This is a genomic window from Bordetella hinzii LMG 13501 (assembly GCF_001548475.1).
GTDB lineage: Bacteria > Pseudomonadota > Gammaproteobacteria > Burkholderiales > Burkholderiaceae_B > Bordetella > Bordetella hinzii.
On record NZ_LRUJ01000012.1, the window covers coordinates 1 to 21,566 of the forward strand.

Here is a 21,566-nt window from a genome sequence, read left to right on the forward strand (position 1 = left end):
CCCACCCCTACAAAACCCCCGCCTCCCTCCCCCCATGACCTCTTGGGCGGCGGCGGCAATGACCGCCGCGACAACCACGCCAGGCCCTGGCACCCGCGTCAAGAGCGTTCGCTAATTCATTTCCCGCGGACTGTCCATATCCAATTTGAGGGGGGACTTTGTCTTGCCATCCCTCTAGCATGCGCTTACTCAGGATTCCCTCGGCTTACTTTTGCTGATCCTTGTATCTGAATGAGTCAAACCCCTGTTTTTCAGGAGAATTTTGACATTTGGAAAACATGGGAAGAGGGATTAGTCAGGCTTCTGTAAGTTTCGTTTGCGCAAAACTTCGATAAAAGGGCTAGGACATGGCTGCAGCCGTAGTGACCAACGGGACTCTTGACCCCCAGATGAGCAAGAGCGCGCGCGGAAAGCGCGAGTGGCAGGCACAAGGGAAACGGCATCCGGGTAAGCCGGGGGAGAACGGTCTGCTGGGCGAGAACTTGGTGCCGGCCGAGGAGAGCGCGAAGCAGGAGGCGCCCCCGCGGGATGAGGTCCAGGCGCAGGCCGGTGCCGAGCCGGATGAGAACGTAATCGACACCGCGGCCGCGGCGGAGCCTTTCCAGACGACGGGTGAGCGCATCGAGCTGGCCCAGGCCGCGACCACGCAGACGGATGCGGGCGCCGGCAGCGGTGGCTCGGGGAGCACGGCGGCTTCCGGCGGCGCCGAGGGCGGTGGCGCCGCCGCTTCATCCGGGGGGCTATCGACGGGCGCGCTGGTGGCGCTGGGTTTACTGGGCATCGGCGTCATTGCGGCGGCGGCCAGCGGTGGCGGGGGTGGCGGAGGCAGCGACGACAGTCCGTCGTCGTCGGGAGGCAGTTCCAATCCTCCTGTCTCGGGAGGCAATCCCGGCAATCCGCCGGCCGACACGACCGCTCCTGTCCTCGTCGGTGTCGAAGCCCATAGCGGCGCGGCCGGCGCGGGCACGATCGTCATCACCTACAACGAAGCCCTGGACCCGGCCAATCCGCCGCCGCTAGGCGCGTTTGCCGTGACGACGGGGGGAGTGGCCAATCCGGTGGCGAGCATTGTGATCAACGGTTCGACGATCACCTTGACGCTGACCAATGCTTTTGGCGTGCACGATAATGTTTCGGTGGCCTATAACGACCCCACCGCCGGCAATGACGCGGCGGCGATCCAGGATGCGGCCGGCAATGATGCGGCCAGTTTCGTGATCGGGTCGGCCACGGTGGCCGATGGCTATGTGCGCGGCGCGCAGATCTGGGTCGATACCAACGGCGATGGCGAGGCCGATTTCAACACGGGCGTGCGGACCGATGCCAATGGCAATTTCTTTTTGCCCGTGGGCACGCCGGCCGGCACCTTGATCGCCAAGGGCGGCGTCAATATCGATACGGGTGTGGCCAACACCATCGAGTTGAAGGCGCCGGCGGGTTCGACGGTGATCAATCCGCTGACGACGCTGATCGACGCCGTGGCGCAAGACAGCGGACGGTCGGTGCAGGAGGCCACCGCCCTGGTCAAGGCGGCGCTGGGCCTGACGGCCGACAATCTGCTGGCGTACGATCCGATCAATGCTGGCGATGTGGCCGCGCAAAAGGCGGCGGCGACGCTAGCCACGGCCATGGCCCAGGCGGCCGCCGCGGCGGCGGACGCGACGGCGGGAACCCAGGGGGCCGACAGCGCCAATGCCGCAAGCAGCGCCAGCACGGGCGTGCTCAGCGCTTTGGCCGACGCCATCGCCAACGCCAATGGCGCGGTGGATTTGAGCGCCACCGTCGGCGCCGCGGTCAACACCGCGGTGGCGTCGGCTGTCAGCAGCGCGCTGACGGCCGCGGGAGTCGATGCGATCACGGCCGGCACGGCGGCGTCCAACGCGGCGGCCGGCGCGGAGACGGCCGCCAACACGGCCGCGACCGATATTGCCAATGCGACGGACTTGGCCGGGATTTCCGACGCCCAGTCGGCGGCTTTGGACAAGATCGCCCCGAGCGTCGGCGGCTTGACGGCGGACACTACGCTGACCAATCACACCACGGCGGTGGTGCATGTTTCTTTTGGCACGACGGCAACGGACGGCACGGCCGCGATGGCCGGCGACGTCGTCACGGTGTACGACGGCAATACGTCGGTGGGTACGCATATCCTGACTGCCGCGGATATTGCGGCGGGCCGCGCCGATGTGAGTGTGTCGGGCCTGACCGAAGGCGGCAATACGCTGACCGCGACGATCACGGACAAGGCGGGCAACGCCAGCGCGGCCAGTGAGGCGCTGACCATCACGGTGGATACGTTCGCGCCGTCCGCGCCCACGCTGGCGCTGGCCATGGACACCAGCGGCGGCAGCCGTATCACCAGTGATGGCACGCTCAATGTGTCCGGCCTGGAGGCCGGCGCGATCTGGCTGTACAGCGCGGATAATGGCGCGCATTGGCTGATGGGCAGCGGCAACAGCATCGTGCTGACCGGCGATGGCGCCAAGTCGGTGCTGGTGCGCCAACAGGATGCGGCCGGCAATGTCAGCGCGATCTCCGCCGCGTTTGATTTCACCTTGGACACGGCGGCCCCTTCGGCTCCCACCAGCCTGACGATTATTCCGGACAATGCCGGCGGCATGGTCCGCGTGGGGCTGGATGTCACGTCAACGGGCGGGCATGCGGCCGCCGTGGGCGATGTGGTGTGGGTCAATGTGGTGGTCGGCACTACCGGAAGTCCCGCCGGCAGCCAGACCCTGACGGCGGCCGATATCCAGAACGGCTATGTCGATATCGCCCTGTCCAATATGCCGGATTCGGGCGCGGCCACGCTGAGCGCGCAGATTATGGATCCGGCCGGCAACAACGGCGCGCCGCTGAGCCAGAATCTGTATCTCGCCGATGACAGCGGTGCCACCATCGACCAGTCGGCGGCGACCACGGGCGTGTTCATCATGGGCGGGGATGGCGACGACACCCTGCGGGGCGGGTCGGGCGACGACACGATCTACGGTGGCGCGGGCGAGGACCGCATACGCGGCAATGGCGGCGCCGACACGATCTATGGCGGCGAGGGCGCAGACCGCATCCAGTATGCGCGTCCGGGCGACCTGGCCGGCGATACCGTGACCGGTACCGATACGGTGTGGGACCGCGATGTGGCCACCTTGGCCGCGGGCGGCGATCCGACTTCCCAGGACCGCATCCAGCTGCTGGGCGGTGGCACCTACGATTTCGGTACGGCCAATATCAGCTATATCGATCGCATCGACGTGCAGTCCGGCACCAACGCCGGCCCCAACCCCTTGCCCAGCTATGCGTCGACGCTCAGTGGGACGGCGCCTGGCAGCGTGACCATTGTGCTGAGCGCCGATATGGTGGCCTCGGCGGATTTCAATGGCGATGGCGCCTATGGCGATATCCGTATCGTGGGCTATGACAATGCCACGGACGCCAACGGCGCCAATCTGCCGACGACCACCAGCATCACGGTGGATGCGCGCGGCTTGGCGGCCGGCCAGTGGATCCAGGTGGATGGCCAGGTCGGATCGGGCGCGACCGGCCCGGTGGGCATGGCCCAGCAGCCGTTTGGCGGCATGAATGGCAACGACACCATCTATGGCAGCGCCGGTCCGGACCGCATCAACGCGGGCTTGGGCAATGACGTCATCTATGGCGGCGCGGGCGACGACCGGATCACGGGCGGCCTGGGCGCGGACACCATCTACGGCGGCGATGGCACCGACCGCATCCAGTATCTGAGCGGCGACCCGGCGGAGCTGCAGGGCGATATCATCACGGGCACCAACACCATCTGGAATGGCGACCCCAATACCCTGGCCGCGGGCGGCGACCCAGCCAACAGGGACCGTATCCAGATCGGCGCGGCGCCGACCGATGTCACCTTCGATTTCCATGCGGCGGGCAGCGTCAGCTATATCGACCGCATCGACGTCATGTCGAACACGACGGGCGGGCAGGGCCGGGTGACCGTGGTGTTGACCTCCGAGATGGCGGCTTCGGCCGATCTCAATGGCGATGGCGTGTACGGCGATATCGGGGTGACGGGCTATGACAGCAACAATGCGCCGACCACGCTCAATATCACCGTCAATGGCTCGGCGCTGACGGCCGGCCAGAGCCTGGTTGTCTATGGACAGGACGGCTCCGGCGCGCCCAGCGGCCCCTTTGGCGGGATGCGCGGCAATGACGTCCTGATCGGCGGGGCGGGCGCCGATATCCTTTACGGCGGTGCCGGCGATGACCGCATCCGTGGCGGCGGCGGGGCCGATACGATCTACGGCGGCGACGGCACCGACCGCATCCAGTACATGGCGCCGCAGGATATGGCCGGCGATATCGTGACCGGCACCAATACGGTGTGGGACCGCGATCAGGCCACGCTGGCGGCGGGCGGGGACCCGACCGCGCTGGACCGTATCCAGATCATGGGCGCGGGCACCTATGATTTCGCCACGGCGGGCAGCATCAGCTATATCGACCGCATCGACGTGCTGACGGGCGCGAACGGGCCGGCCGGCAACGTGACGCTGGTGCTGACCTCCGACATGGTGGCCTCGGCTGATGCCAACGGCGACAACGTTTATGGCGACATACGTATCGTGGGGTATGACAACGCCACGGACGCCAATGGCGCCAACCTGCCGACGACCGCCGGCATTACGGTGGATGCGCGCGCGCTCGCGGCCAACCAGTGGATACAGGTGGACGGCCAGATCGGCTCGGGCGCGATAGGCCTGCCGGGCAGCGCCAACCAGCCCTTTGGCGGGATGAGCGGCAATGATGTGATCTATGGCGGCGCCGGCGCGGACCGCATCAATGCCGGCGCGGGCGACGACATCATCTATGGCGGCGCGGGCGACGACCGGATCACGGGCGGCCTGGGCGCGGACACCGTCTACGGCGGCGATGGCACCGACCGCATCCAGTATCTGAGCGGCGACCCGAGCGAGCTGTGGGGCGACACCATCACGGGCACCAACACGATATGGGACGGCAATCCCAACACCCTGGCCGCTGGCGGCGATCCCACGACCCGGGACCGTATACAGATCGGCGCGGCGCCGACGGATGTCACCTTCGATTTCCATGACGCGGCCAGTGTCAGCTATATCGACCGCATCGACGTGATGTCGAATCCCGCTGGAGGACAGGGCGGCGTGACCGTGGTGTTGACCTCGGACATGACAGCCTCGGCCGATCTCAATGGCGATGGCGTGTACGGCGATATCGGGGTGACAGGCTACGACAGCAATGACGCGCCGACAGCGCTCAACATCACCATTGATGGTTCGGCGCTGACGGCAGACCAGCACCTGATCGTCTATGGACAGGACGGCTCTGGCGCTTCCGGCGTGCCCTTCGGCGGCATGCAGGGCAATGACACGCTCATCGGCGGCGCGGGCGACGATGTGCTGATCGGCGGCAAGGGCGCCGATATCCTGACCGGCAACGCAGGGGCCGACACGTTTGTGTTTTTCCAGGGCGATTCGCCGTTGTTGTCGGGTATGCAGTTGGCCGGCCCGACCGTGGACGCCGCGGGCAGCACGTTGTCGTTCGCCCATGGGCTGGACATCATCACGGACTTCTCGGGTGGCGATCAGATCCAGCTCAATCCGGGCGCCTTGCTGAACTACCTGGCCGATGCCAGCCAGGCGGCCGATGGTCTGCTGGCGGACCAGTCGTACCACGCGGTGCAGGGCAATTACGCCAATGGCACCTTCACCGTGAATGCGGCGGGCGGCAGCACCCTGGTTGTCTATGACGGCGACAACAGCAGCAATGTGGCGGCGACCGCCATCCTGTTGAGCAACGTGACGCTGGACCAGTTGCAATTCAACAACGGGACGATCACGCACGCATGAGGGGTAGCAACAAGAAGTGGTTGTGGGCGGGGCCCCGCCGTGGCGTCCTGCGGCAGGTCGGGTTGGCGCTGGGGCTGTACTGTCTGGCGCCGTCCCTTGCGATGGCTGCGCGTGACTGGACCATCCCTGCCTTGCTGCAGGCGGCCCAGGCCACGCATCCATCGGTGGCCGGGCGGCGGGCCGATGAGGCCGCCGCCCAGGCCAACCGCGACGCCGCGGGATGGCAACGGTTTCCCACGCCCAGCGTGGAGCTGGGTTCGCGCGCCCTGGGCAGCACGAACTCGGATTCGCTCAATGGCTCGACGCGAGCCATTCGGCTGGATCAGCCGCTGTGGGCCGGCGGCCGCATCGACGCCGGCATCGACGCGGCCGACCAACGCCTGCAGGCCGCCGGCGCGGCCATCAGCGAAACCCAGCTGGAGCTGAGCATCAAGGTGGCCAATGCCGCCAGCGAAGCCTTGCGCCAGCAGGAGCGCATGCGCGTCGCGCAAGGCCATGTTGCCCAGCAGGACAAGCTGCTGGAGATGATACGCCGGCGGGTGGCGCAGGAGGTCAGCGCCACGGCCGACCTCAATCTCGCGCAGTCGCGTATGCTGGCCAGCGTCAACGACGTCAACGCCGCCAAACAAGCGCTGCGTGTGGCCTTGGCTCAGCTGGAGCAACTGGTGGGCGAGCCCGTGCGCAGTGTGATCGGCAGCACGGCCGATGAAGCCGGCTTGCCGGATGACCGGGATGGCCTGCTTGCGCGCACGCTGGACCTGTCGCCGCGCCTGAAGCGGCTGCGTTCCGAACAGCAGCAGGCCGAGGCCACGGTGCGGGAGCGTCGCGCCGTCCTGAGCCCGGCGGTGCTGCTGCGGCTTGAGAATGTCCAGGGCGCGCCCCTGGTCGGCAGCGGCGTCGGATCGACCAATCGCGCGCTGCTGGTGCTGCAATGGCAGACCGGCGCGGGGCTGTCGGCCGTGTCGGCGGTCAGCGAAGCGCGTTCGCAGGTGGAGTCGGTGCGCCAGGCGCGCGAAGCGGCCGTGCGCGATGTGACCCAGCAATTCGAGACCGACTGGGCCCAATGGACGGACGCCCGGCTGCGCCTGGAGGTGGCGCGCCGCATACAAGGCACGGCGGCCGAAGTGGCCGATTCCTATTCCCGCCAATACGTGGCGGGACGCAAGAGCTGGTTGGACATGATGAATTCGGTGCGTGAAGTGGAACAGGCCGAGCTGGCCAGTGTGGACGTGCGTTATGAGGCGCAGGCGGCGGCGCTGCGCCTGCGCCTGGAGTCGGGGAGCCTGCGATGAGGACGCGCAAGGGTGGGCCGGGCGCCCTGGGCTGGGTGACGGCCGCGCTGTGGCGCCGCCGCACGCCGTTTGCCGAGGCCCTGGTGGCCACCACGGTGGCCAATCTGCTGGCGCTGGGCACATCGATGTTCTCCATGCAGGTCTATGACCGCGTGATCCCCAGCGAAGGCCACCAGACGCTGTGGGTGCTGACCGTGGGCGTGAGCCTGGCCGTCATCCTGGAGTTTCTCCTCAGGCTGCTGCGCGGCCGCATGCAGGAGCGCGTCGCCAGCTCGATCGACCAGACGCTGTCGCGGCGCTTTTTCGAGCGCATGCTGAATGTCCGCATGGAAGCGCGGCCGCCCACGGTGGGGACGCTGGCCTCGCAGATCAAGGGTTTCGAGCTGGTGCGCGGGGTGTTGACCGCGGCGTCGCTGCTGGTCCTGGCCGATGTGCCCTTTGCCCTGCTGTATATCGCCGTGATCGCGCTGGTCGGCAGTTGGGTGGCGCTGGTGCCGCTGGCCGTGGCGCCCCTGGCCTTGGCGGCCGGCCTGGGCCTGCAGGCCCTGGTGCGCCGCCATGCCCGCATACAGCAGACGGCCGCCAACCAAAAGGCCGGCCTGCTGGTCGAGGCCGTCGACGGCGCCGAATCGCTCAAGGCCAATGGCGGCGAGCGCATGATGCAGGCGCGCTGGAACACCCTGGTCGACGAGGCGGCCATCGCCGAGCGGCAGTCGCGCGATCATGGCGGCCTCGCGCAGCAATTGACGGTCAGCCTGCAGCAGTTGGGCTATGTGGCCACCATCGCGTTCGGCGCCTGGCTGGTCTCGGAGAACCAGATCACCATGGGCGGCTTGCTGGCCTGCTCCATCCTCAGCAATCGGGCGCTGGCGCCCCTTATCCAGCTGCCGGGCGTGATGATGCAATGGGCGCATGCGCGCGTCGCGCTCGATTCGCTGGACCAGTTGCTGGCGCTCGCCAACGAGGAGGACGATCGCGAGCAAGCCCTCAAGCCCGGCGTCGTCGAACCTTCGATGCGTTTTGAGCGTGTGCGCTTTGCCTATGCGCGCCAGGCGCAGCCGGCCCTGGATCTGGAACGGCTCGACATCCGGCCGGGGGAGCGGATCGGCGTATTGGGGCCGGTGGGCTCGGGCAAGAGCACCCTGCTCAAGCTGGCCAGCACCCTGTATCGGCCGCAAGAGGGCCGGATTTTCCTGTCCAATCTGGACGCCGGCCAGATCGACCCGGCCGTGGCCCGGGCCGCGGTCGGCTATCTGCCCCAGGACTTGCGGCTCTTTAGCGGCACGCTGCGGGACAACCTGCTGCTGGGGCTGCCCGACCCGGGCGATGCGGCCTTGCTGGAGGCGGCCCGCCGCACGGGGCTGGCGCGCCTGATCTCGGGCCAGTCCAAGGGACTGGCCCTGCCTATCGCCGAGGGCGGGCGCGGCATCTCGGGCGGCCAGAAACAACAGCTGGCCTTGACGCGGTTCCTGCTGGCCGGCCCGTCGATGTGGCTGCTCGATGAGCCGACCGGCGCCATGGACGCCGACAACGAGGCGCTGGTCGTGCGCTTGCTGCAGGAAGAATTGCAGTCGGGCAAGCGTTCGGCGCTGATCGCCACGCACAAGACAGCGTTGTTGCCGCTGTTCACACGCTTGATCGTCATGCATGGAGGCAGGATCGTGCTCGATGGACCGCGTCAGGAAGTCATGGCGAAACTGAGCGCGGCCAGAACTCCGGCCGAGGCGGTGACAGCATGAGCGGACAGACCGATCTGGAAAACAGCATGGTCCAGGATGCCAGTGTCGGCGGTGGTGGCCGCGCCTTGCTCTGGACCATCGTGGCCGCGGTGGCGGGCTTCGTGGGCTGGGCGCATTGGGCCGAGCTGGACAAGATCACGCGCGCCAGCGGCCAGGTGATTGTCAGCTCGCGCAACCAGGTGATCCAGGCGCCCGATGGCGGCGTGCTCGAGGAAATGCTGGTGCGCGAAGGCGATACGGTCAAGCGCGGGCAGGTGTTGTTCCGTTTCCAGCAGACCCGCGCGCGCGCGGCGATGCAGGAGAGCGTGGCCAAGGTCGCGGGCCTGAAGGTGGTGGTGGCGCGCCTGCAGGCCGAAGTGTTCGAGACGCCATTGCGTTTTGAGCCGGACGCCGATGCCTATCCGGAATTGCGCGACAACCAGATCGCCTTGATGCGCCGCCGCCAGGCCGCCTTGAACGAGGAAATCGGCGCCCTGGACCGTGCCCGCAAGCTGGCGCAGGAAGAGCTCAGCCTGAATCAGCCCTTGGTGGCGCGCGGCGATGTCAGCCGCGCGGAGGTGCTGAAACTGCAGCGTCAGGTCGTCGATCTCGCCGGCCAGATCAGCAACAAGCGCAATAAGTTCTACCAGGATGCCCAGGCCGATCTGGCCAAGGCGCAGGAGGACCTCGAAGGCGCCCGGCAGGTGCTGGCCCAGCGCCAGGATCAGCTCGAGCACACGGAGGTCTACGCTCCCATGGACGGGGTGGTGCGCAACGTCCGCCTGACCACGGCGCTGGGCGGCGTGGCGCGCTCAGGCGACGAGATCCTGCAGATCGTGCCGGTCGATGAGGACCTGGTCATCGAGGCCAAGGTCAAGCCGCGCGACGTCGCTTTCATCAAGCCGGGGCTGCCGAGCAATATCAAGCTGGACGCCTATGACTACGCCATCTACGGGTCCTTGCAGGGCCGGGTCAGCTATATCAGCGCCGATACCTTGTATGACGAATCCAAGGAGGGCTCGCAACAGCCGTATTACCGCGTGCAGGTCAAGACCAGCGGGCGCGATCTCACCTCGCGCAACGGACAGCCGATACAGACCCAGCCGGGCATGACCGCCACGGTGGAGATCAAGACGGGCAAGCATACGGTCTGGGATTACCTGACCAAGCCCATCACCAAGACGCTGGGCGAGTCGCTGCAGGAGCGTTGAACCCGTCAGGACGGGAACTCGCCATCCACGTAATACCAGCGGCCGTCGCGCTTTTCGAAGCGGCTGATCTCATGCAGGCGGGTCGCGCGCCCGGCCTGCCGATAGCGGGCGACGAACTCGACCAGGGCGTGGCTGTCATCCTGCTGCTCGTGCCGGCGCACCTGCAGCCCCAGCCATTTGAGGTCGGGCGGGTTGGGGGCGAGCGACGCCGGGCGCGACGCCGGATGCCAGGTGCGCAGGAGATAGTCCAGCTCGTCCAGCACGAAGGCGCTGTAGCGCGAGCGCATGAGGCTGGCTGCGTCCGGCGCGGCCGCCTCGCCGTGATGCCATTGCCCGCAACAGGAGGGGTAGTCGGCGCCGCTGCCACAAGGGCAGGCCAAGGATCTGGCGCTCATGCAAGCAGGTCGTTGTATTCGGGGTGGCGCTTGAAGTAGGCCGCGGCATAGGAGCAGCGCGGCCGGACTTTCCAGCCATTCTCGCGCGCGGCGGCCAGGGCGGCCTCGGTCAGCTGGGCGGCGATACCGCGCCCGCCGAGCTCGGGCGGCACGCCGGTATGCAGGATGACCATGACGCCGTCATGCAATTGGTATTCCAGCTCGCTGACATGGCCGTCGATGATGATTTCAAAGCGGCCTTGCTCGGCCAGGTGGGTGATCGCGGGTTGTGCCTGGGTCATGCGAATCTCCTTCAGGTTGCAGGACGGGGGCGTCTTGGAGCGCGCGGCTCGCGCGCCGGTGGCTTTCCTCCATTTTTACATGCCCGCCCGAATCGGTGCCGGCCATCTTGCGGACGGCGGCCATGGGCGCTAAGGTGGACCCGGCCCCCCGCGGGCCTGGGCAAGCATTTTTCTATCAAGGAGGAGTGGCCGTGGCAGAAATCTGGCAGTTGTCGGCGGGCGAAGTGGCCGATGGCATCCGCCGCAAGGCGTTTTCAGCCGAGGAGGCCGCGCGGGCGGCGCTTCTGCGCATGGAGGCGGTCAATCCCCAGCTCAACGCCGTGGTCGACTGCCGTCCCGACGAGGTGCTGGCGCGGGCGCGTGAGTGCGATGCGCGGCTGGCGCGCGGCGAGCCGCTGGGGGTGCTGGGCGGCGTGCCCGTCACGGTAAAGGTCAACGTCGATCAGGCGGGATTCGCCACCACCAATGGGGTGCGCCTGCAGCGGGATGTCATCGCCGCGCACAACAGCCCTGTCGTGGACAATCTGCTGCGGGCCGGCGCGGTGATCCTGGGGCGCACCAATACGCCAGCCTTTTCGCTGCGCTGGTTCACGGACAACCTGCTCTACGGCGCGACCCGCAATCCGCGCAATCCAGCCCTGACGCCTGGCGGTTCTTCTGGCGGCGCGGCCAGCGCGGTCGCCGCCGGCATCGGCCACCTGGCCCACGGCACCGATATCGCCGGGTCCATCCGCTATCCGGCCTACGCCTGCGGGGTGCACGGCCTGCGGCCTTCCCTGGGACGGGTCGCCGCCTATAACGCCGCCCTGCCTGAACGCGGCCTGGGCGGCCAGATCACGGCCGTATCGGGGCCGCTGGCCCGGCGCATCGCCGATGTGCGCCTGGGGTTGCAGGCGCTGGCGGCCCCCGATATGCGCGATCCCTGGTATGCGCCCGTGCCCTTGAGCGGACAGCCTTGGCCCAGGCGTGCCGGCCTGTGGCTGCGCCCGGACGGCCTGCAGATCGTGCCCGAGGTCGAGGCGGCCTTGCGCGAGGCCGCCGGCCGCTTGCGGGACGCGGGCTGGCAGGTGGACGAGCTTGATGCCGCGCCGCCCATGCGGGAAGCGGCCAGCCTGCAGCTGCGCATGTGGCTGGCCGATGGCTACGAGGCCATGGTGGCGGCGGCCGAACGCGAAGGCGATGCGGGGGCCCTGACGGCCCTCAAGGGCCAGGCCGAGGCATTCCGCGCACTGGACCTGCCGGCTTACCAGGCCACGCTGGTGCGCCGGGCCACGCTGGTGCGCGAATGGCAGCTGTTCTTCGAGCGCTATCCGCTGCTGCTGACGCCGGTGTCGGCCGAGTTGCCGTTTGCCGACGGCCTGGATATGCAGGGCGAGGCCGCATACCGGCGTGTCTGGGAAGCGCAGCTGACGCAGATCGGCCTGCCTTTCATGGGGCTGCCGGGGCTGGCGGTCGCCATGGGTTCGGCCGGCGACGCGCCCGTGGGCGTGCAACTGCTCGCGGCGCGCTACCGCGAGGACATCCTGCTGGACGCGGGGCAGGCCATCGAGGCGGCCGGGCCGCCCGTGGAACTGGCGCAGCCCTGATCGTCTTAGCCGGCCTGCGCCTGGGTGCGCGCGCGCCATTCCGCGCGCAGTATCGACATATGGCCGGTGTCCCAGCGCTCCTGGCCCACGCCGCTGCGTATCGAGGAGCGGCGCGCGCCTTCCCAGACGAAGCCCATCGCCTTGTAGAGGTTGATGGCGTGCGTATTGAAGGTGTAGACGTTGAGCTCGACGCGCTCGATCTCCGGGTGCGCGTAAGCGTGGTCGATGAGCTGGGTGAGCATGGGCCGCGCCCAGCCCTTGCCGCGCGCGGACGGTGCGATCAGGATGCGGCCCAGGCGGGCGTTGCCGTCATGCCATTCGAATCCGAGCTGCCCGTGTCCGACCAGTTCGCCATCCACTTCGGCCATCCAGCAGCGGCGCGCGGGACGCTCGCCATGGGTTTCAGCCAGCATGCGGTCGAACTGGGCGGCGTCCAGCGGGTAGCTGACTTGCGAGCCGCCCCATTGCACCACGCCGCGCTGGCTGTCGAACCAGCTGGCCAAGAGCGCATAGTGGGAAGGATGGAAAGGGATGAGGCGCATGTTCATCGGCCCAGCAGCAACATGGCCCACAAGGCGATCATCGCGATCAGCCCGATCCAGCACGATCCCCAGAAGCCGATGATGGGCCATTTGACGTCCAGCGGCACCTGCTTGGGATCGACGTGCTTGAGTTGATAATTGGCATAGCCGGCCACCCAGCGCTTGGCGCGCGGGAACACCAGCCGCAGAAAATAGTCCAGGAAGATGGCGGCCTGGATGGAAAAAGAATACTGGCGGAACGGCCGGTGTTCGAGCAAGGGGTGCTTGAGCACGCTGTTGACGCGCTGGCTTTTCCAGAAGAAAAGCACCAACCCGCAGATCGTGCAGGTAATGAAGCACAGCGCGAACAGGCTGAAGACAAAAATAAAGGTCTGGGAGTAGAGGGCCGTCATGATGGACTATCCGCGGGTCTGGCCTTCGCCGGTGAGCACCCACTTGTAGGTGGTCAGGCCTTCCAGGCCGACCGGGCCGCGAGCGTGCAGGCGGTTGGTGGAAATGCCGATTTCGGCGCCCAGGCCGTATTCGAAACCGTCGGCGAAACAGGTGGGCAGGTTGATATAGACCGAGCTGGAATCGACCTCGCGCTGGAAGCGCTGGGCCGCGCCCAGGTCTTCGGTCACGATGGCGTCGGTGTGGCCCGAGCCCCAGCGGGCGATATGCTCGATGGCCTGGTCCAGGGTGTCCACCACGCGCACGGCCAGGATGGGCCCCAGGTACTCCGTGCCCCAGTCTTCTTCGCTGGCCGCCTTGATGGCGGGCAGGATGGCGCGGCTGCGCTCGCAGCCGCGCAGCTCGACGCCGTGCTGCAGCAGGGCATTGCCGATGCGCGGCAGCAGGGTCGGGGCCACGGCCTGGTGCACCAGCAGGGTTTCCATGGCGCCGCAGATGCCATAGCGGTAGGTTTTGGCGTTGAAGGCGATCTCCAGCGCCCGATCGGCGTCGGCGGCGGCATCCAGGTAGACATGGCAGTTGCCGTCCAGGTGCTTGATGAGCGGCACCCGGGCTTCCTGGGCCAGGCGCGCGATCAGGCCCTTGCCGCCGCGGGGGACGATGACATCCACGTGATCGGTCATGGTGACCAGCTTGCCCACGGCCGCGCGGTCGGTCGTGTCGACCACCTGAACGGCGGCCCGCGGCAGTTCGGCGGCCGCCAATCCGGCCTGCACGATGGCGCCCAGGGCGAGGTTGGAGTGCAAGGCTTCGCTGCCGCCGCGCAGGATGGTGGCATTGCCGGACTTCAGGCAAAGGGCGGCGGCGTCGATGGTCACGTTGGGACGCGATTCATAGATGATGCCGATCACCCCCAGCGGGACGCGCATCTGGGCCACCCGCATGCCGTTGGGGCGTACCGTGGTGGGGCCGATGCTGCCGATGGGGTCGGGCAGGGCGGCGATCTGGCGCAGGCCTTCCGCCATGAGCTGCACGCTGCGGTCCGACAAGGTCAGGCGGTCCAGCAGCGCCGGCTCCAGGCCGTTGGCGCGCGCGGCATCCACGTCGCGGGCATTGGCCGCCTGCAGCGCCTGTTTGCCGTCGATGAGCAGGTCGGCCATGGTGAGCAGGGCGCGGTTCTTGGCCGAGCCGCTGGCGCGCATCATGGCGCGCGAGGCCTGCCGGGCGTTCTCGCCCAGGGTCAGCATGGTTTGGTCGATTGAGGACATGATGGATTTTCTACTCAAGATAGGGCGGATCAGCCGCGCGCGCCGGCGGCGGCCACGCGCAAGGCCAGGCGTGTCATTTCTTCCCAGGGGTCGGCCAGGCGGCCGGGCACGGTCAGGCCTTTGATCAGGCGGTCGACCTCATGGGCGTGCTGCACCGCGGCCGGCCAGGCCTGCGGCGGCACGCGGCCCAGGGCCTGCAAGGCCAGGCGCTCGTGGGCGCCGAACACGCGCAGGCGGCGCATGAGGGCGCCGACATCCTGCCGGTGCTGGCGGGCCTCGGCGATGCGGGCGAGCAGACGGATTTCTTCTCCCACCGCCCACAGCACGAGGGGCAGGGCTTCGCCTTCGGCGCGCAGGCCGTCCAGCATGCGCACGGTGCGGCCGATATCGCCGGCCAGCATGGCGTCGCGCAGGCCGAAGACGTCATAGCGGGCGACATTGAGCACGGCGCGCTCGACGTCTTGGGCGGCCAGCTCGCCTTCGGGGTAGAGCAGGCCGAGCTTGAGGATTTCCTGGTGGGCGGCCAGCAGGTTGCCTTCGACCTTGTCGGCCATCCATTGCAGGGTGGCGCCGTCGACGCGCTGGTTCTGGCGCGCCAGCCGCGCGCCGATCCAGGCTGGCAGGCGGCCGCGCTCGATCGTCGGTATATCGGCGCTTATGCCGCCGCGCGCCAGCGCCAGCGCCCATTTGGACTCGCGCGTGGCGCGATCCAGCCGGGGCAGGGAAATGACGACCAGGGTGTCGGCGTCGGGCGGGCGCTCGGCCAGGCGGGTGAGGGTGTCGGCGCCCGCCTTGCCGGGCTTGCCGGTGGGGATCTTGATTTCAAGCAGGCGGCGGTCGCCGAACAGCGAAACGCTCTGCGTGGCCGCCAGCACGGCGCTCCAGTCGCCGCGCGCGTCCATGACCAGCGAGGTGCGGTCGGTGTAGCCCGCCTTGCGGGCCGCCGCCCGCAAGGCATCGCCGGCTTCGGTGACCAGCAGCGGCTCGTCGCCCGAAAGGGTGTAGAGCGTCGCCAGCGGCCCGCGCCGCAGGTGATCGAGCAGGCCGTCGGCGTCCAGGATCTGCGCCATTACTCTGGCTGCGCGCCCAGGCCCGGGGTGATGTTGGGCGTATTCCAGAGGGCCGGTCCGCGCCGCTGGTCGGTGCGCTCGTTCGGATCGAACAGCGGCGTGTCTTCCGTGACGTCGTCCTTGGTCTGCTCAAGCTTGTGCATGGCCTGGGCCACATCGGGCGCGGTCAGGCGGCGCAGCAGGCGGCTGACCAGGGTCTGCTGCATGGATTCGTACAGCGTCTCCATCTGCGATTGCTTGGCCTGCACCACGCCGTCGTCGTAGGGCATGTCGCGGTAGACGGTGAAGGTGGTGTCCGGAATGATGGCGCGTCCGCTGCTGTCGATCAGGCGGAAGGTGAACACCAGGCCCAGTTCGTATTCCTCGACACGGCCCTGGGCATTGAGCGCCACGTCGCGCAGGCTGCGGTCATTGCGCACCTGCTGCAGGTTGGCCGACGCCGCCTTGGGGTCGTTGACGATGCGGGTGTCCGGCGACGCCGCCCGGATGGCGCGGCGCACGTCCGCGCCGAAACGGGTGTTGTCGGGGATGCCGACATACAGGGTCTTGAACGGCAGGGGCGTTTCGCCCCGCATCTGGAAGCCGCAGGCAGTCAGGAGCATGACCACGGCCAGGCCTGCGGCCTTGAGCCAGCGAGACCCTTGGGAAAACGGCAGGAAAAGCCCGGCGAGGTTCATGCGCATCCTTATCAGCCCACGACGTTGACCAATTTGCCCGGAACGACGATCACACGCTTGGGCGGGCGGCCCTCCAGGAAGCGGGCGACTTCTTCCTGGGACTGGGCGATCTGTTCGATTTCTTCCTTGGCGGCCTTGGCGGCCACGCGGATCGCGCCGCGCAGCTTGCCATTGACCTGGAGCATGAGTTCGATCTCGTCGGCCACCAGCGCGGCTTCGTCCACATGCGGCCAGGGGGCATCGAGCAGGTCGCCCAGTTCGTGCGCAAAGCCCAGGTCGCGCCAGAGCTGCCAGGTGATATGCGGCACCACGGGGTAGAGCACGCGCAGCAACAGGCCCAGGCCCTCGGCCAGGGCGGCATCGCTGGCCGCGCCTTCGGGCAGCTTGGCGCTGTCGATGGCGTTGAGCATCTTCATGCAGGCCGACACCACCGTGTTGTACTGGATGCGCTGGTAATCGTACTCGGCTTGCTTGAGCAGGCCGTACAGTTCGCGGCGCAGGTCCTTGACCGCCGCGGGGGCGTCCTGCCAGTCGCTGCCGTGGGCCAGGCCGCGGGCGACCGCCTCGCGGTGCTCATAGCCCAGCGACCACAGGCGGCGCAGGAAGCGGTTGGCGCCTTCGACGCCGGAGTCCGACCACTCCAGCGTCTGTTCCGGAGGGCTGGCGAACATGACGAACAGGCGCGCGGTGTCGGCGCCCAGCGTGTCGATCAGCGATTGCGGATCCACGCCGTTGTTCTTGGACTTGGACATCGTGCCCACGCCGCCATAGGTGATTTCGGAACCATCGGACTTCAGGCGGGCGCCGATGATGGCGCCCTTGGCGTCGTAGGTGTTTTCGACTTCCTCCGGCCAGAAGTATTCGATGCCGCCCTGAGGCGTGCGGCGCGAATAGATATGGTTGAGCACCATGCCCTGGCAAAGCAGGCGCGTGAAAGGCTCGTCGAACTTGAGCATGCCGAGGTCGCGCATGACCTTGGTCCAGAAGCGCGCATAGAGCAGGTGCAGCACGGCGTGCTCGATGCCGCCGATGTACTGGTCCATGGGCATCCAGTAATCGTTGCGGCTGTCGACCATGGCCTGCCCGTTGCCCGGCGAGGTATAGCGCATGAAGTACCAGGACGAGTCCACGAACGTGTCCATGGTGTCGGTTTCACGGCGGGCCGGTTTGCCGCAGGAGGGGCAGGTGCAGGACAGGAAGGCCTCGTTCTTGGCCAGCGGATTGCCCGAGCCGTCCGGGATCAGGTCTTCGGGCAGCACCACCGGCAGGTCTTGCTCGGGCACCGGCACGGGGCCGCAGTCCGGGCAATGAATGATGGGGATGGGCGTACCCCAGTAGCGCTGGCGCGAAATCCCCCAATCGCGCAGGCGATAGGTGGTCTGTTTTTCGCCCAGGCCCTTGGCGGCCAGGTCGGCGGCGACGGCGTCGATGGCCTCGGCCGACGTCAGGCCGTCATATTTGCCCGAGTTGATGGCGCGGCCGGCTTGCTTGTCGCCATACCACTCCTGCCAGGCCTGTTCGGAATAAGTCTTGCCGTCCAGGGCAATGACCTGGCGGATGGGCAGCCCATATTTGCGGGCAAAGGCGAAGTCGCGTTCGTCGTGGGCCGGAACGCCCATCACGGCGCCGTCGCCATAGCTCATCAGCACATAGTTGCCGACCCAGACTTCGACCGGCTGGCCGGTCAGCGGATGCGTGACCGACAGGCCGGTGCGCATGCCTTCCTTTTCGCGCGTGGCGATCTCGGCTTCGGTGGTGCCGCCGAGCTTGCACTGGTCGATGAAGCTGGCGAGCGCGGGATTGCCGCGCGCGGCAAGCGTGGCCAGCGGATGCTCAGGGGCCACGGCGCAGAAGGTCACGCCCATGAGCGTGTCGGCGCGCGTCGTGAAGACAAACAGCTTGCCATCCTGGATGAGCTGACCGTTTTCGTCCTTGATGTCATGCGGGAAGGCCAGGCGCACCCCTTCGGACTTGCCGATCCAGTTTTCCTGCATGACGCGCACACGCTCCGGCCAGCCCGGCAGGTTGTTCTTGACCTGGTCGAGCAGTTCGTCGGCGTAGTCGGTGATGCGCAGGTAGTAGCCCGGGATTTCGCGTTTTTCGACCGGGGCGCCGGAGCGCCAGCCGCGTCCGTCGATGACCTGTTCGTTGGCCAGCACCGTCTGGTCGACCGGGTCCCAGTTCACGACCTGGGTCTTGCGGTAGGCGATGCCTTTTTCGAGCATCTTCAGGAACAGCCACTGGTTCCATTTGTAATACGCGGGATCGCAGGCGCACATCTCGCGCGACCAGTCGATGGCCAGCCCCATCGCCTTCATCTGCTTCTTCATGTAGGCGATGTTGTCGTAGGTCCATTTGGCCGGCGGCACCTTGGACTTGATGGCGGCGTTTTCGGCCGGCATGCCGAAGGCGTCCCAGCCCATGGGCATCAGCACGTTGTAGCCGCGCATGCGCAGCTGGCGCGCCATCATGTCGTTGATCGTGTAATTACGCACGTGGCCCATGTGCAGCTTGCCGCTGGGATAGGGCAGCATGGAGCAGGCATAGAACTTGGGCTTCTCCGAGCCGTCGGCGTTCTTGGCATGCTCGTGGACGAGATAGGCGTCACGGGCCTGCCAATCTTGTTGGGCGGCCGCTTCGACGAGGTTGGGTTGATAGCGTTCCTGCATGGACTCGTGCGTAGAAATAGGGATGGATGCGCCCGGCGGGCGGGCGCTCAAAACCCTAGATTATAGGAGGTGCTAGGCCCGGGATGGGGGCGGACGGTTTCCGGGGATGCGGGCGCCCGGCGCCAGGCATCCGTAGGCCAGGGCCAGCAGGGCGGTCGCCGCGCCCGTCATCGTCACGCCGTACCAGCCGAAATGCCCGTAGATCCACGCCGAGGCGAGGGAACCGGCCGCCCCGCCGATGAAGTAGGAGGTCATGTAGCCGGCCGTGAGGCGGCTGCGCGCCTCGGGACGCAAGCGGTAGACCGCGCTCTGGTTGGTGACGTGCACACCCTGGATGGCCATGTCCTGGATGACAATGCCGACCAGCAGCGCAACGACGGCATGGGCGCCCCAGGCGATCAGGGCCCAGGATCCGAGCAGGAGCGCAAGGCCCACGACGGTCGCCCGGTTGCCCAGGCCTTGGTCGGTCATGCGGCCGAAGCTGCGGGCGGCATAGGCGCCCATGGCCCCGGCCAGGCCGAACAAGCCGATGGTGGTCGTGCTGTAGCCATACGGCGGGCTGGACAGCAGGAAGGTCAGCGGCGTCCAGAGCATGCTGAAACAGGCGAAAATCAGGCCGCCGATCAGCGAGCGGGCGCGCAACAAGGGCTCTTCGCGGTAGAGGCGCAAGATGGACAGCAGCAGGCGCGGGTAGCTCAGCTGGGCCGAACCATGGTGGTCGGGCAGGATGCGCCAGAGCACGGCCGACATCGCCAGCAGCAAGACAGCGGCGACCCAATACACCGTGCGCCAGCCGCCCAGGTCGGCCAGCACGCCGGCGGCCGTGCGGGCGAGCAGGATGCCCAGCAGCAGTCCGCTCATCAGCGTGCCGACAATGCGTCCGCGCTGGGCCGGGTTGGCCAGCGTCGCGGCGAACGGCACCAGGACCTGGGCCACCACCGACAGCACGCCGGTCAGGAAGGTGCCCAGCATCAGCCAGCCTATGCCGGGGGCGTTGGCCGAGATCAGCAGGCCGGCTGCCGACAGGGCGGTCATGAACACGATGAGGCGCCGCCGTTCGACGATGTCGCCCAGCGGCACGAGCAGCACCAGGCCGACGGCATAGCTGAGCTGCGCGATAGTGACGATGCTGCCGGTGGCGGCATTGGAAACCTGGAATTGCTCGCCGATGATGTGCAGCAGCGGCTGGGCGTAATAGTTGCTGGCCACGGCCAGGCCGGTGGCCACCGACATCAGGAAGACCATGGCGGGAGTGAGGCGGGAATTCAAAACGCGAGGCCTCCGGGGGCATGCTGGTCGTGCTCGGCCAGAAGGCGCTTGAGCAGGCCGGCGAGTTGGCGGCGTTCGGCCGCGTTCAAGGGCGCCAGGGTTTTTTCCATTTCGTCCAGATAGTCGTCCAGCACCTGGCGCAAGGCGCGCTGGCCTTGCACGGTGAGCGAGACGATGACGCCCCGGCGATCTTCGGGGTTGGGGCTGCGCGAGATGAGACCGGCGCTTTCCAGGCGGTCCAGGCGGTGGGTCATGGCGCCCGAAGACAGCAGCAGCGCGCCCGTCAATTGCTGCGGGCTCAGCGCATAGGGCGGGCCGGCGCGGAATAGGGTGGCGAGCAGATCGAATTCACCTTGGTGCATGCCGTGGGCGCGGAAGGCCTGGTCGGCATTGCGGGCGGCGACGATATTCATGCGGAACAGGCGGCTGCACACCGCCATGACCGAGACATCCAGGTCGGGGCGCTGCTGCGCCCATTGCGCTAGGACGAGATCGACGTGGTCCTTCATGGCATTTATCTTTATATAAAGTATCTTTATATCAAAATAAATGCCGGGCGCGCAAACCGGAAAAAAGAAGAGCCCGCCTAGGGCGGGCTCTTCCCGGTTTGACCGGAAGACGTGGCTTACTGAGCGGCGTCTTTCAGCTTCTTGAGCGGGCGGACCTTGACCTTGACCGAGGCGGGCTTGGCCGGGAACCAGCGCTCTTCGCCGGTGAAAGGATCCTTGCCGAAGCGCTTGGCCTTGGCGGGCACCTTTTGCACGGAGACCTTGAACAGGCCGGCCAGCGTGAATTCACCAGCGCCCTTCTTGTCGACCGAACCCAGCACGGCAGCTTCGAGGCCGGCCAGGACAGCCTTGACCGACTTGGCTTCGACGCCGGTGTTTTCGACCAGGTGAGCGACCAGCTGCGACTTGTTCAGCGCGTCCTTGATGGGGCGCACGGCAGCGGTGGCGGTCTTCTTCACGGCCGGCTTGGTGGCGGCGGCCTTCTTGGCGGGGGCCTTCTTGGCAGGGGCCTTGGCGGCGGTTTTGGTGACTTTCTTGGCAGGAGCTTTTGCTTTGGTAGCCATGGTCAAGATCCGTATGTTGGGTAATAAAGCGGCGCTTGCGACGGATGTCCGGCACCACGCGCCCGATGATAGCGGAAAGTCAGGCGCGTGCATGCATTTTTACGCTGTTTAATGCTTACGAGATGTTGTTTTCGCGAGAAACCGCATGCGCCAGGACCACGCGAGATCTTGTTTTAAGGGGTTTGCGGCGTTGCGCCGCATTGCATGGGCGCCTTGCGCGGATTACGCTAGGCGCCTTGCCGGCGCCGCTGAGCGCGCCGTC

Annotated in this window: 16 protein-coding genes; 5 read left to right on the plus strand and 11 right to left on the minus strand. The window is 67.2% G+C overall.

The annotated features are described in order from the left end of the window. The first annotated feature begins 347 nt into the window (after nt 1-347). The 4 genes from AXA74_RS10175 (at nt 348) to AXA74_RS10190 (ending at nt 10,085) form a co-directional block, all read left to right on the plus strand. Entirely contained in the window at nt 348-5,864 is a 5,517-nt protein-coding gene (locus AXA74_RS10175) for a beta strand repeat-containing protein (RefSeq protein ID WP_126623600.1), read from the plus strand. Nucleotides 5,865-5,965: 101 nt separating this feature from the next. Continuing rightward, the gene (locus AXA74_RS10180; protein WP_223850548.1) at nt 5,966-7,156 is read left to right on the plus strand and encodes a TolC family protein; all 1,191 of its coding nucleotides are present in this window, start codon (nt 5,966-5,968) and stop codon (nt 7,154-7,156) included. Beyond that, on the plus strand, nt 7,153-8,895 hold the full coding sequence (locus tag AXA74_RS10185) for an ATP-binding cassette domain-containing protein (protein ID WP_029578915.1): 1,743 nt from the start codon (nt 7,153-7,155) through the stop codon (nt 8,893-8,895). Before AXA74_RS10180 ends, AXA74_RS10185 begins: the two co-directional genes overlap by 4 nt. Beyond that, entirely contained in the window at nt 8,892-10,085 is a 1,194-nt protein-coding gene (locus tag AXA74_RS10190; RefSeq protein ID WP_048940268.1) for an HlyD family efflux transporter periplasmic adaptor subunit, read from the plus strand. The genes AXA74_RS10185 and AXA74_RS10190 overlap by 4 nt, the downstream gene beginning before the upstream one ends. Nucleotides 10,086-10,090: 5 nt before the next feature. On the opposite strand, the gene AXA74_RS10195 is transcribed toward AXA74_RS10190, so the two are convergent. Beyond that, on the minus strand, nt 10,091-10,480 hold the full coding sequence (locus tag AXA74_RS10195; RefSeq protein ID WP_029578913.1) for a YchJ family protein: 390 nt from the start codon (nt 10,478-10,480) through the stop codon (nt 10,091-10,093). Beyond that, on the minus strand, nt 10,477-10,761 hold the full coding sequence (locus AXA74_RS10200; RefSeq protein ID WP_029578912.1) for a GNAT family N-acetyltransferase: 285 nt from the start codon (nt 10,759-10,761) through the stop codon (nt 10,477-10,479). Before AXA74_RS10200 ends, AXA74_RS10195 begins: the two co-directional genes overlap by 4 nt. Before the next feature lie 191 nt (nt 10,762-10,952). Between AXA74_RS10200 and AXA74_RS10205 the strand changes: the two genes are divergently transcribed. Beyond that, nucleotides 10,953-12,347 (plus strand): amidase family protein, encoded by a 1,395-nt coding sequence (locus AXA74_RS10205; RefSeq protein WP_032955282.1) that lies wholly within the window; start codon nt 10,953-10,955, stop codon nt 12,345-12,347. 5 nt (nt 12,348-12,352) lie between these two features. Here AXA74_RS10205 and AXA74_RS10210 read toward each other — a convergent pair whose 3' ends face one another. The 9 genes from AXA74_RS10210 to AXA74_RS10250 form a co-directional block, all read right to left on the minus strand. Further along, the gene (locus tag AXA74_RS10210; RefSeq protein ID WP_029578910.1) at nt 12,353-12,889 is read right to left on the minus strand and encodes a GNAT family N-acetyltransferase; all 537 of its coding nucleotides are present in this window, start codon (nt 12,887-12,889) and stop codon (nt 12,353-12,355) included. Between the two features lie 2 nt (nt 12,890-12,891). Then, a complete protein-coding gene (locus tag AXA74_RS10215) occupies nt 12,892-13,281 on the minus strand; it encodes a membrane protein (protein ID WP_029578909.1) in 390 nt (129 codons plus the stop codon). A gap of 6 nt (nt 13,282-13,287) precedes the next feature. Then, nucleotides 13,288-14,547, minus strand: coding sequence for a glutamate-5-semialdehyde dehydrogenase (locus tag AXA74_RS10220; protein WP_032979738.1), 1,260 nt, complete (start codon nt 14,545-14,547; stop codon nt 13,288-13,290). Between the two features lie 29 nt (nt 14,548-14,576). After that, on the minus strand, nt 14,577-15,617 hold the full coding sequence (holA, locus tag AXA74_RS10225; RefSeq protein ID WP_032979737.1) for a DNA polymerase III subunit delta: 1,041 nt from the start codon (nt 15,615-15,617) through the stop codon (nt 14,577-14,579). Next, nucleotides 15,617-16,294: an LPS-assembly lipoprotein LptE gene (locus tag AXA74_RS10230; protein ID WP_032955283.1), complete on the minus strand. Its 678-nt coding sequence runs from the start codon at nt 16,292-16,294 to the stop codon at nt 15,617-15,619. Before AXA74_RS10230 ends, holA begins: the two co-directional genes overlap by 1 nt. Before the next feature lie 11 nt (nt 16,295-16,305). Then, nucleotides 16,306-18,963, minus strand: a complete 2,658-nt coding sequence (gene leuS / locus AXA74_RS10235) for a leucine--tRNA ligase (protein WP_029578905.1) — start codon at nt 18,961-18,963, stop codon at nt 16,306-16,308. Nucleotides 18,964-19,035: 72 nt separating this feature from the next. Then, a complete protein-coding gene (locus AXA74_RS10240) occupies nt 19,036-20,208 on the minus strand; it encodes an MFS transporter (protein ID WP_326969420.1) in 1,173 nt (390 codons plus the stop codon). A gap of 20 nt (nt 20,209-20,228) precedes the next feature. Next, nucleotides 20,229-20,741, minus strand: a complete 513-nt coding sequence (locus AXA74_RS10245) for a MarR family winged helix-turn-helix transcriptional regulator (protein ID WP_032955268.1) — start codon at nt 20,739-20,741, stop codon at nt 20,229-20,231. A 116-nt stretch (nt 20,742-20,857) separates the two neighbouring features. Next, complete coding sequence (locus tag AXA74_RS10250) at nt 20,858-21,304, minus strand: HU family DNA-binding protein (RefSeq protein WP_029578902.1); 447 nt, start codon at nt 21,302-21,304, stop codon at nt 20,858-20,860. Nucleotides 21,305-21,566 lie beyond the last annotated feature (262 nt).

What these genes read in the sequence shown, in the direction of transcription:
- AXA74_RS10175 (WP_126623600.1), top strand. Translation starts at nt 348, where the DNA reads ATGGCTGCAGCCGTAGTGACCAACGGGACTCTTGACCCCCAGATGAGC.
- AXA74_RS10180 (WP_223850548.1), top strand. Translation starts at nt 5,966, where the DNA reads ATGGCTGCGCGTGACTGGACCATCCCTGCCTTGCTGCAGGCGGCCCAG.
- AXA74_RS10185 (WP_029578915.1), top strand. Translation starts at nt 7,153, where the DNA reads ATGAGGACGCGCAAGGGTGGGCCGGGCGCCCTGGGCTGGGTGACGGCC.
- AXA74_RS10190 (WP_048940268.1), top strand. Translation starts at nt 8,892, where the DNA reads ATGAGCGGACAGACCGATCTGGAAAACAGCATGGTCCAGGATGCCAGT.
- AXA74_RS10195 (WP_029578913.1), bottom strand. Translation starts at nt 10,480, where the DNA reads ATGAGCGCCAGATCCTTGGCCTGCCCTTGTGGCAGCGGCGCCGACTAC.
- AXA74_RS10200 (WP_029578912.1), bottom strand. Translation starts at nt 10,761, where the DNA reads ATGACCCAGGCACAACCCGCGATCACCCACCTGGCCGAGCAAGGCCGC.
- AXA74_RS10210 (WP_029578910.1), bottom strand. Translation starts at nt 12,889, where the DNA reads ATGCGCCTCATCCCTTTCCATCCTTCCCACTATGCGCTCTTGGCCAGC.
- AXA74_RS10215 (WP_029578909.1), bottom strand. Translation starts at nt 13,281, where the DNA reads ATGACGGCCCTCTACTCCCAGACCTTTATTTTTGTCTTCAGCCTGTTC.
- AXA74_RS10220 (WP_032979738.1), bottom strand. Translation starts at nt 14,547, where the DNA reads ATGTCCTCAATCGACCAAACCATGCTGACCCTGGGCGAGAACGCCCGG.
- holA (WP_032979737.1), bottom strand. Translation starts at nt 15,617, where the DNA reads ATGGCGCAGATCCTGGACGCCGACGGCCTGCTCGATCACCTGCGGCGC.
- AXA74_RS10230 (WP_032955283.1), bottom strand. Translation starts at nt 16,294, where the DNA reads ATGAACCTCGCCGGGCTTTTCCTGCCGTTTTCCCAAGGGTCTCGCTGG.
- leuS (WP_029578905.1), bottom strand. Translation starts at nt 18,963, where the DNA reads ATGCAGGAACGCTATCAACCCAACCTCGTCGAAGCGGCCGCCCAACAA.
- AXA74_RS10240 (WP_326969420.1), bottom strand. Translation starts at nt 20,208, where the DNA reads ATGGTCTTCCTGATGTCGGTGGCCACCGGCCTGGCCGTGGCCAGCAAC.
- AXA74_RS10245 (WP_032955268.1), bottom strand. Translation starts at nt 20,741, where the DNA reads ATGAAGGACCACGTCGATCTCGTCCTAGCGCAATGGGCGCAGCAGCGC.
- AXA74_RS10250 (WP_029578902.1), bottom strand. Translation starts at nt 21,304, where the DNA reads ATGGCTACCAAAGCAAAAGCTCCTGCCAAGAAAGTCACCAAAACCGCC.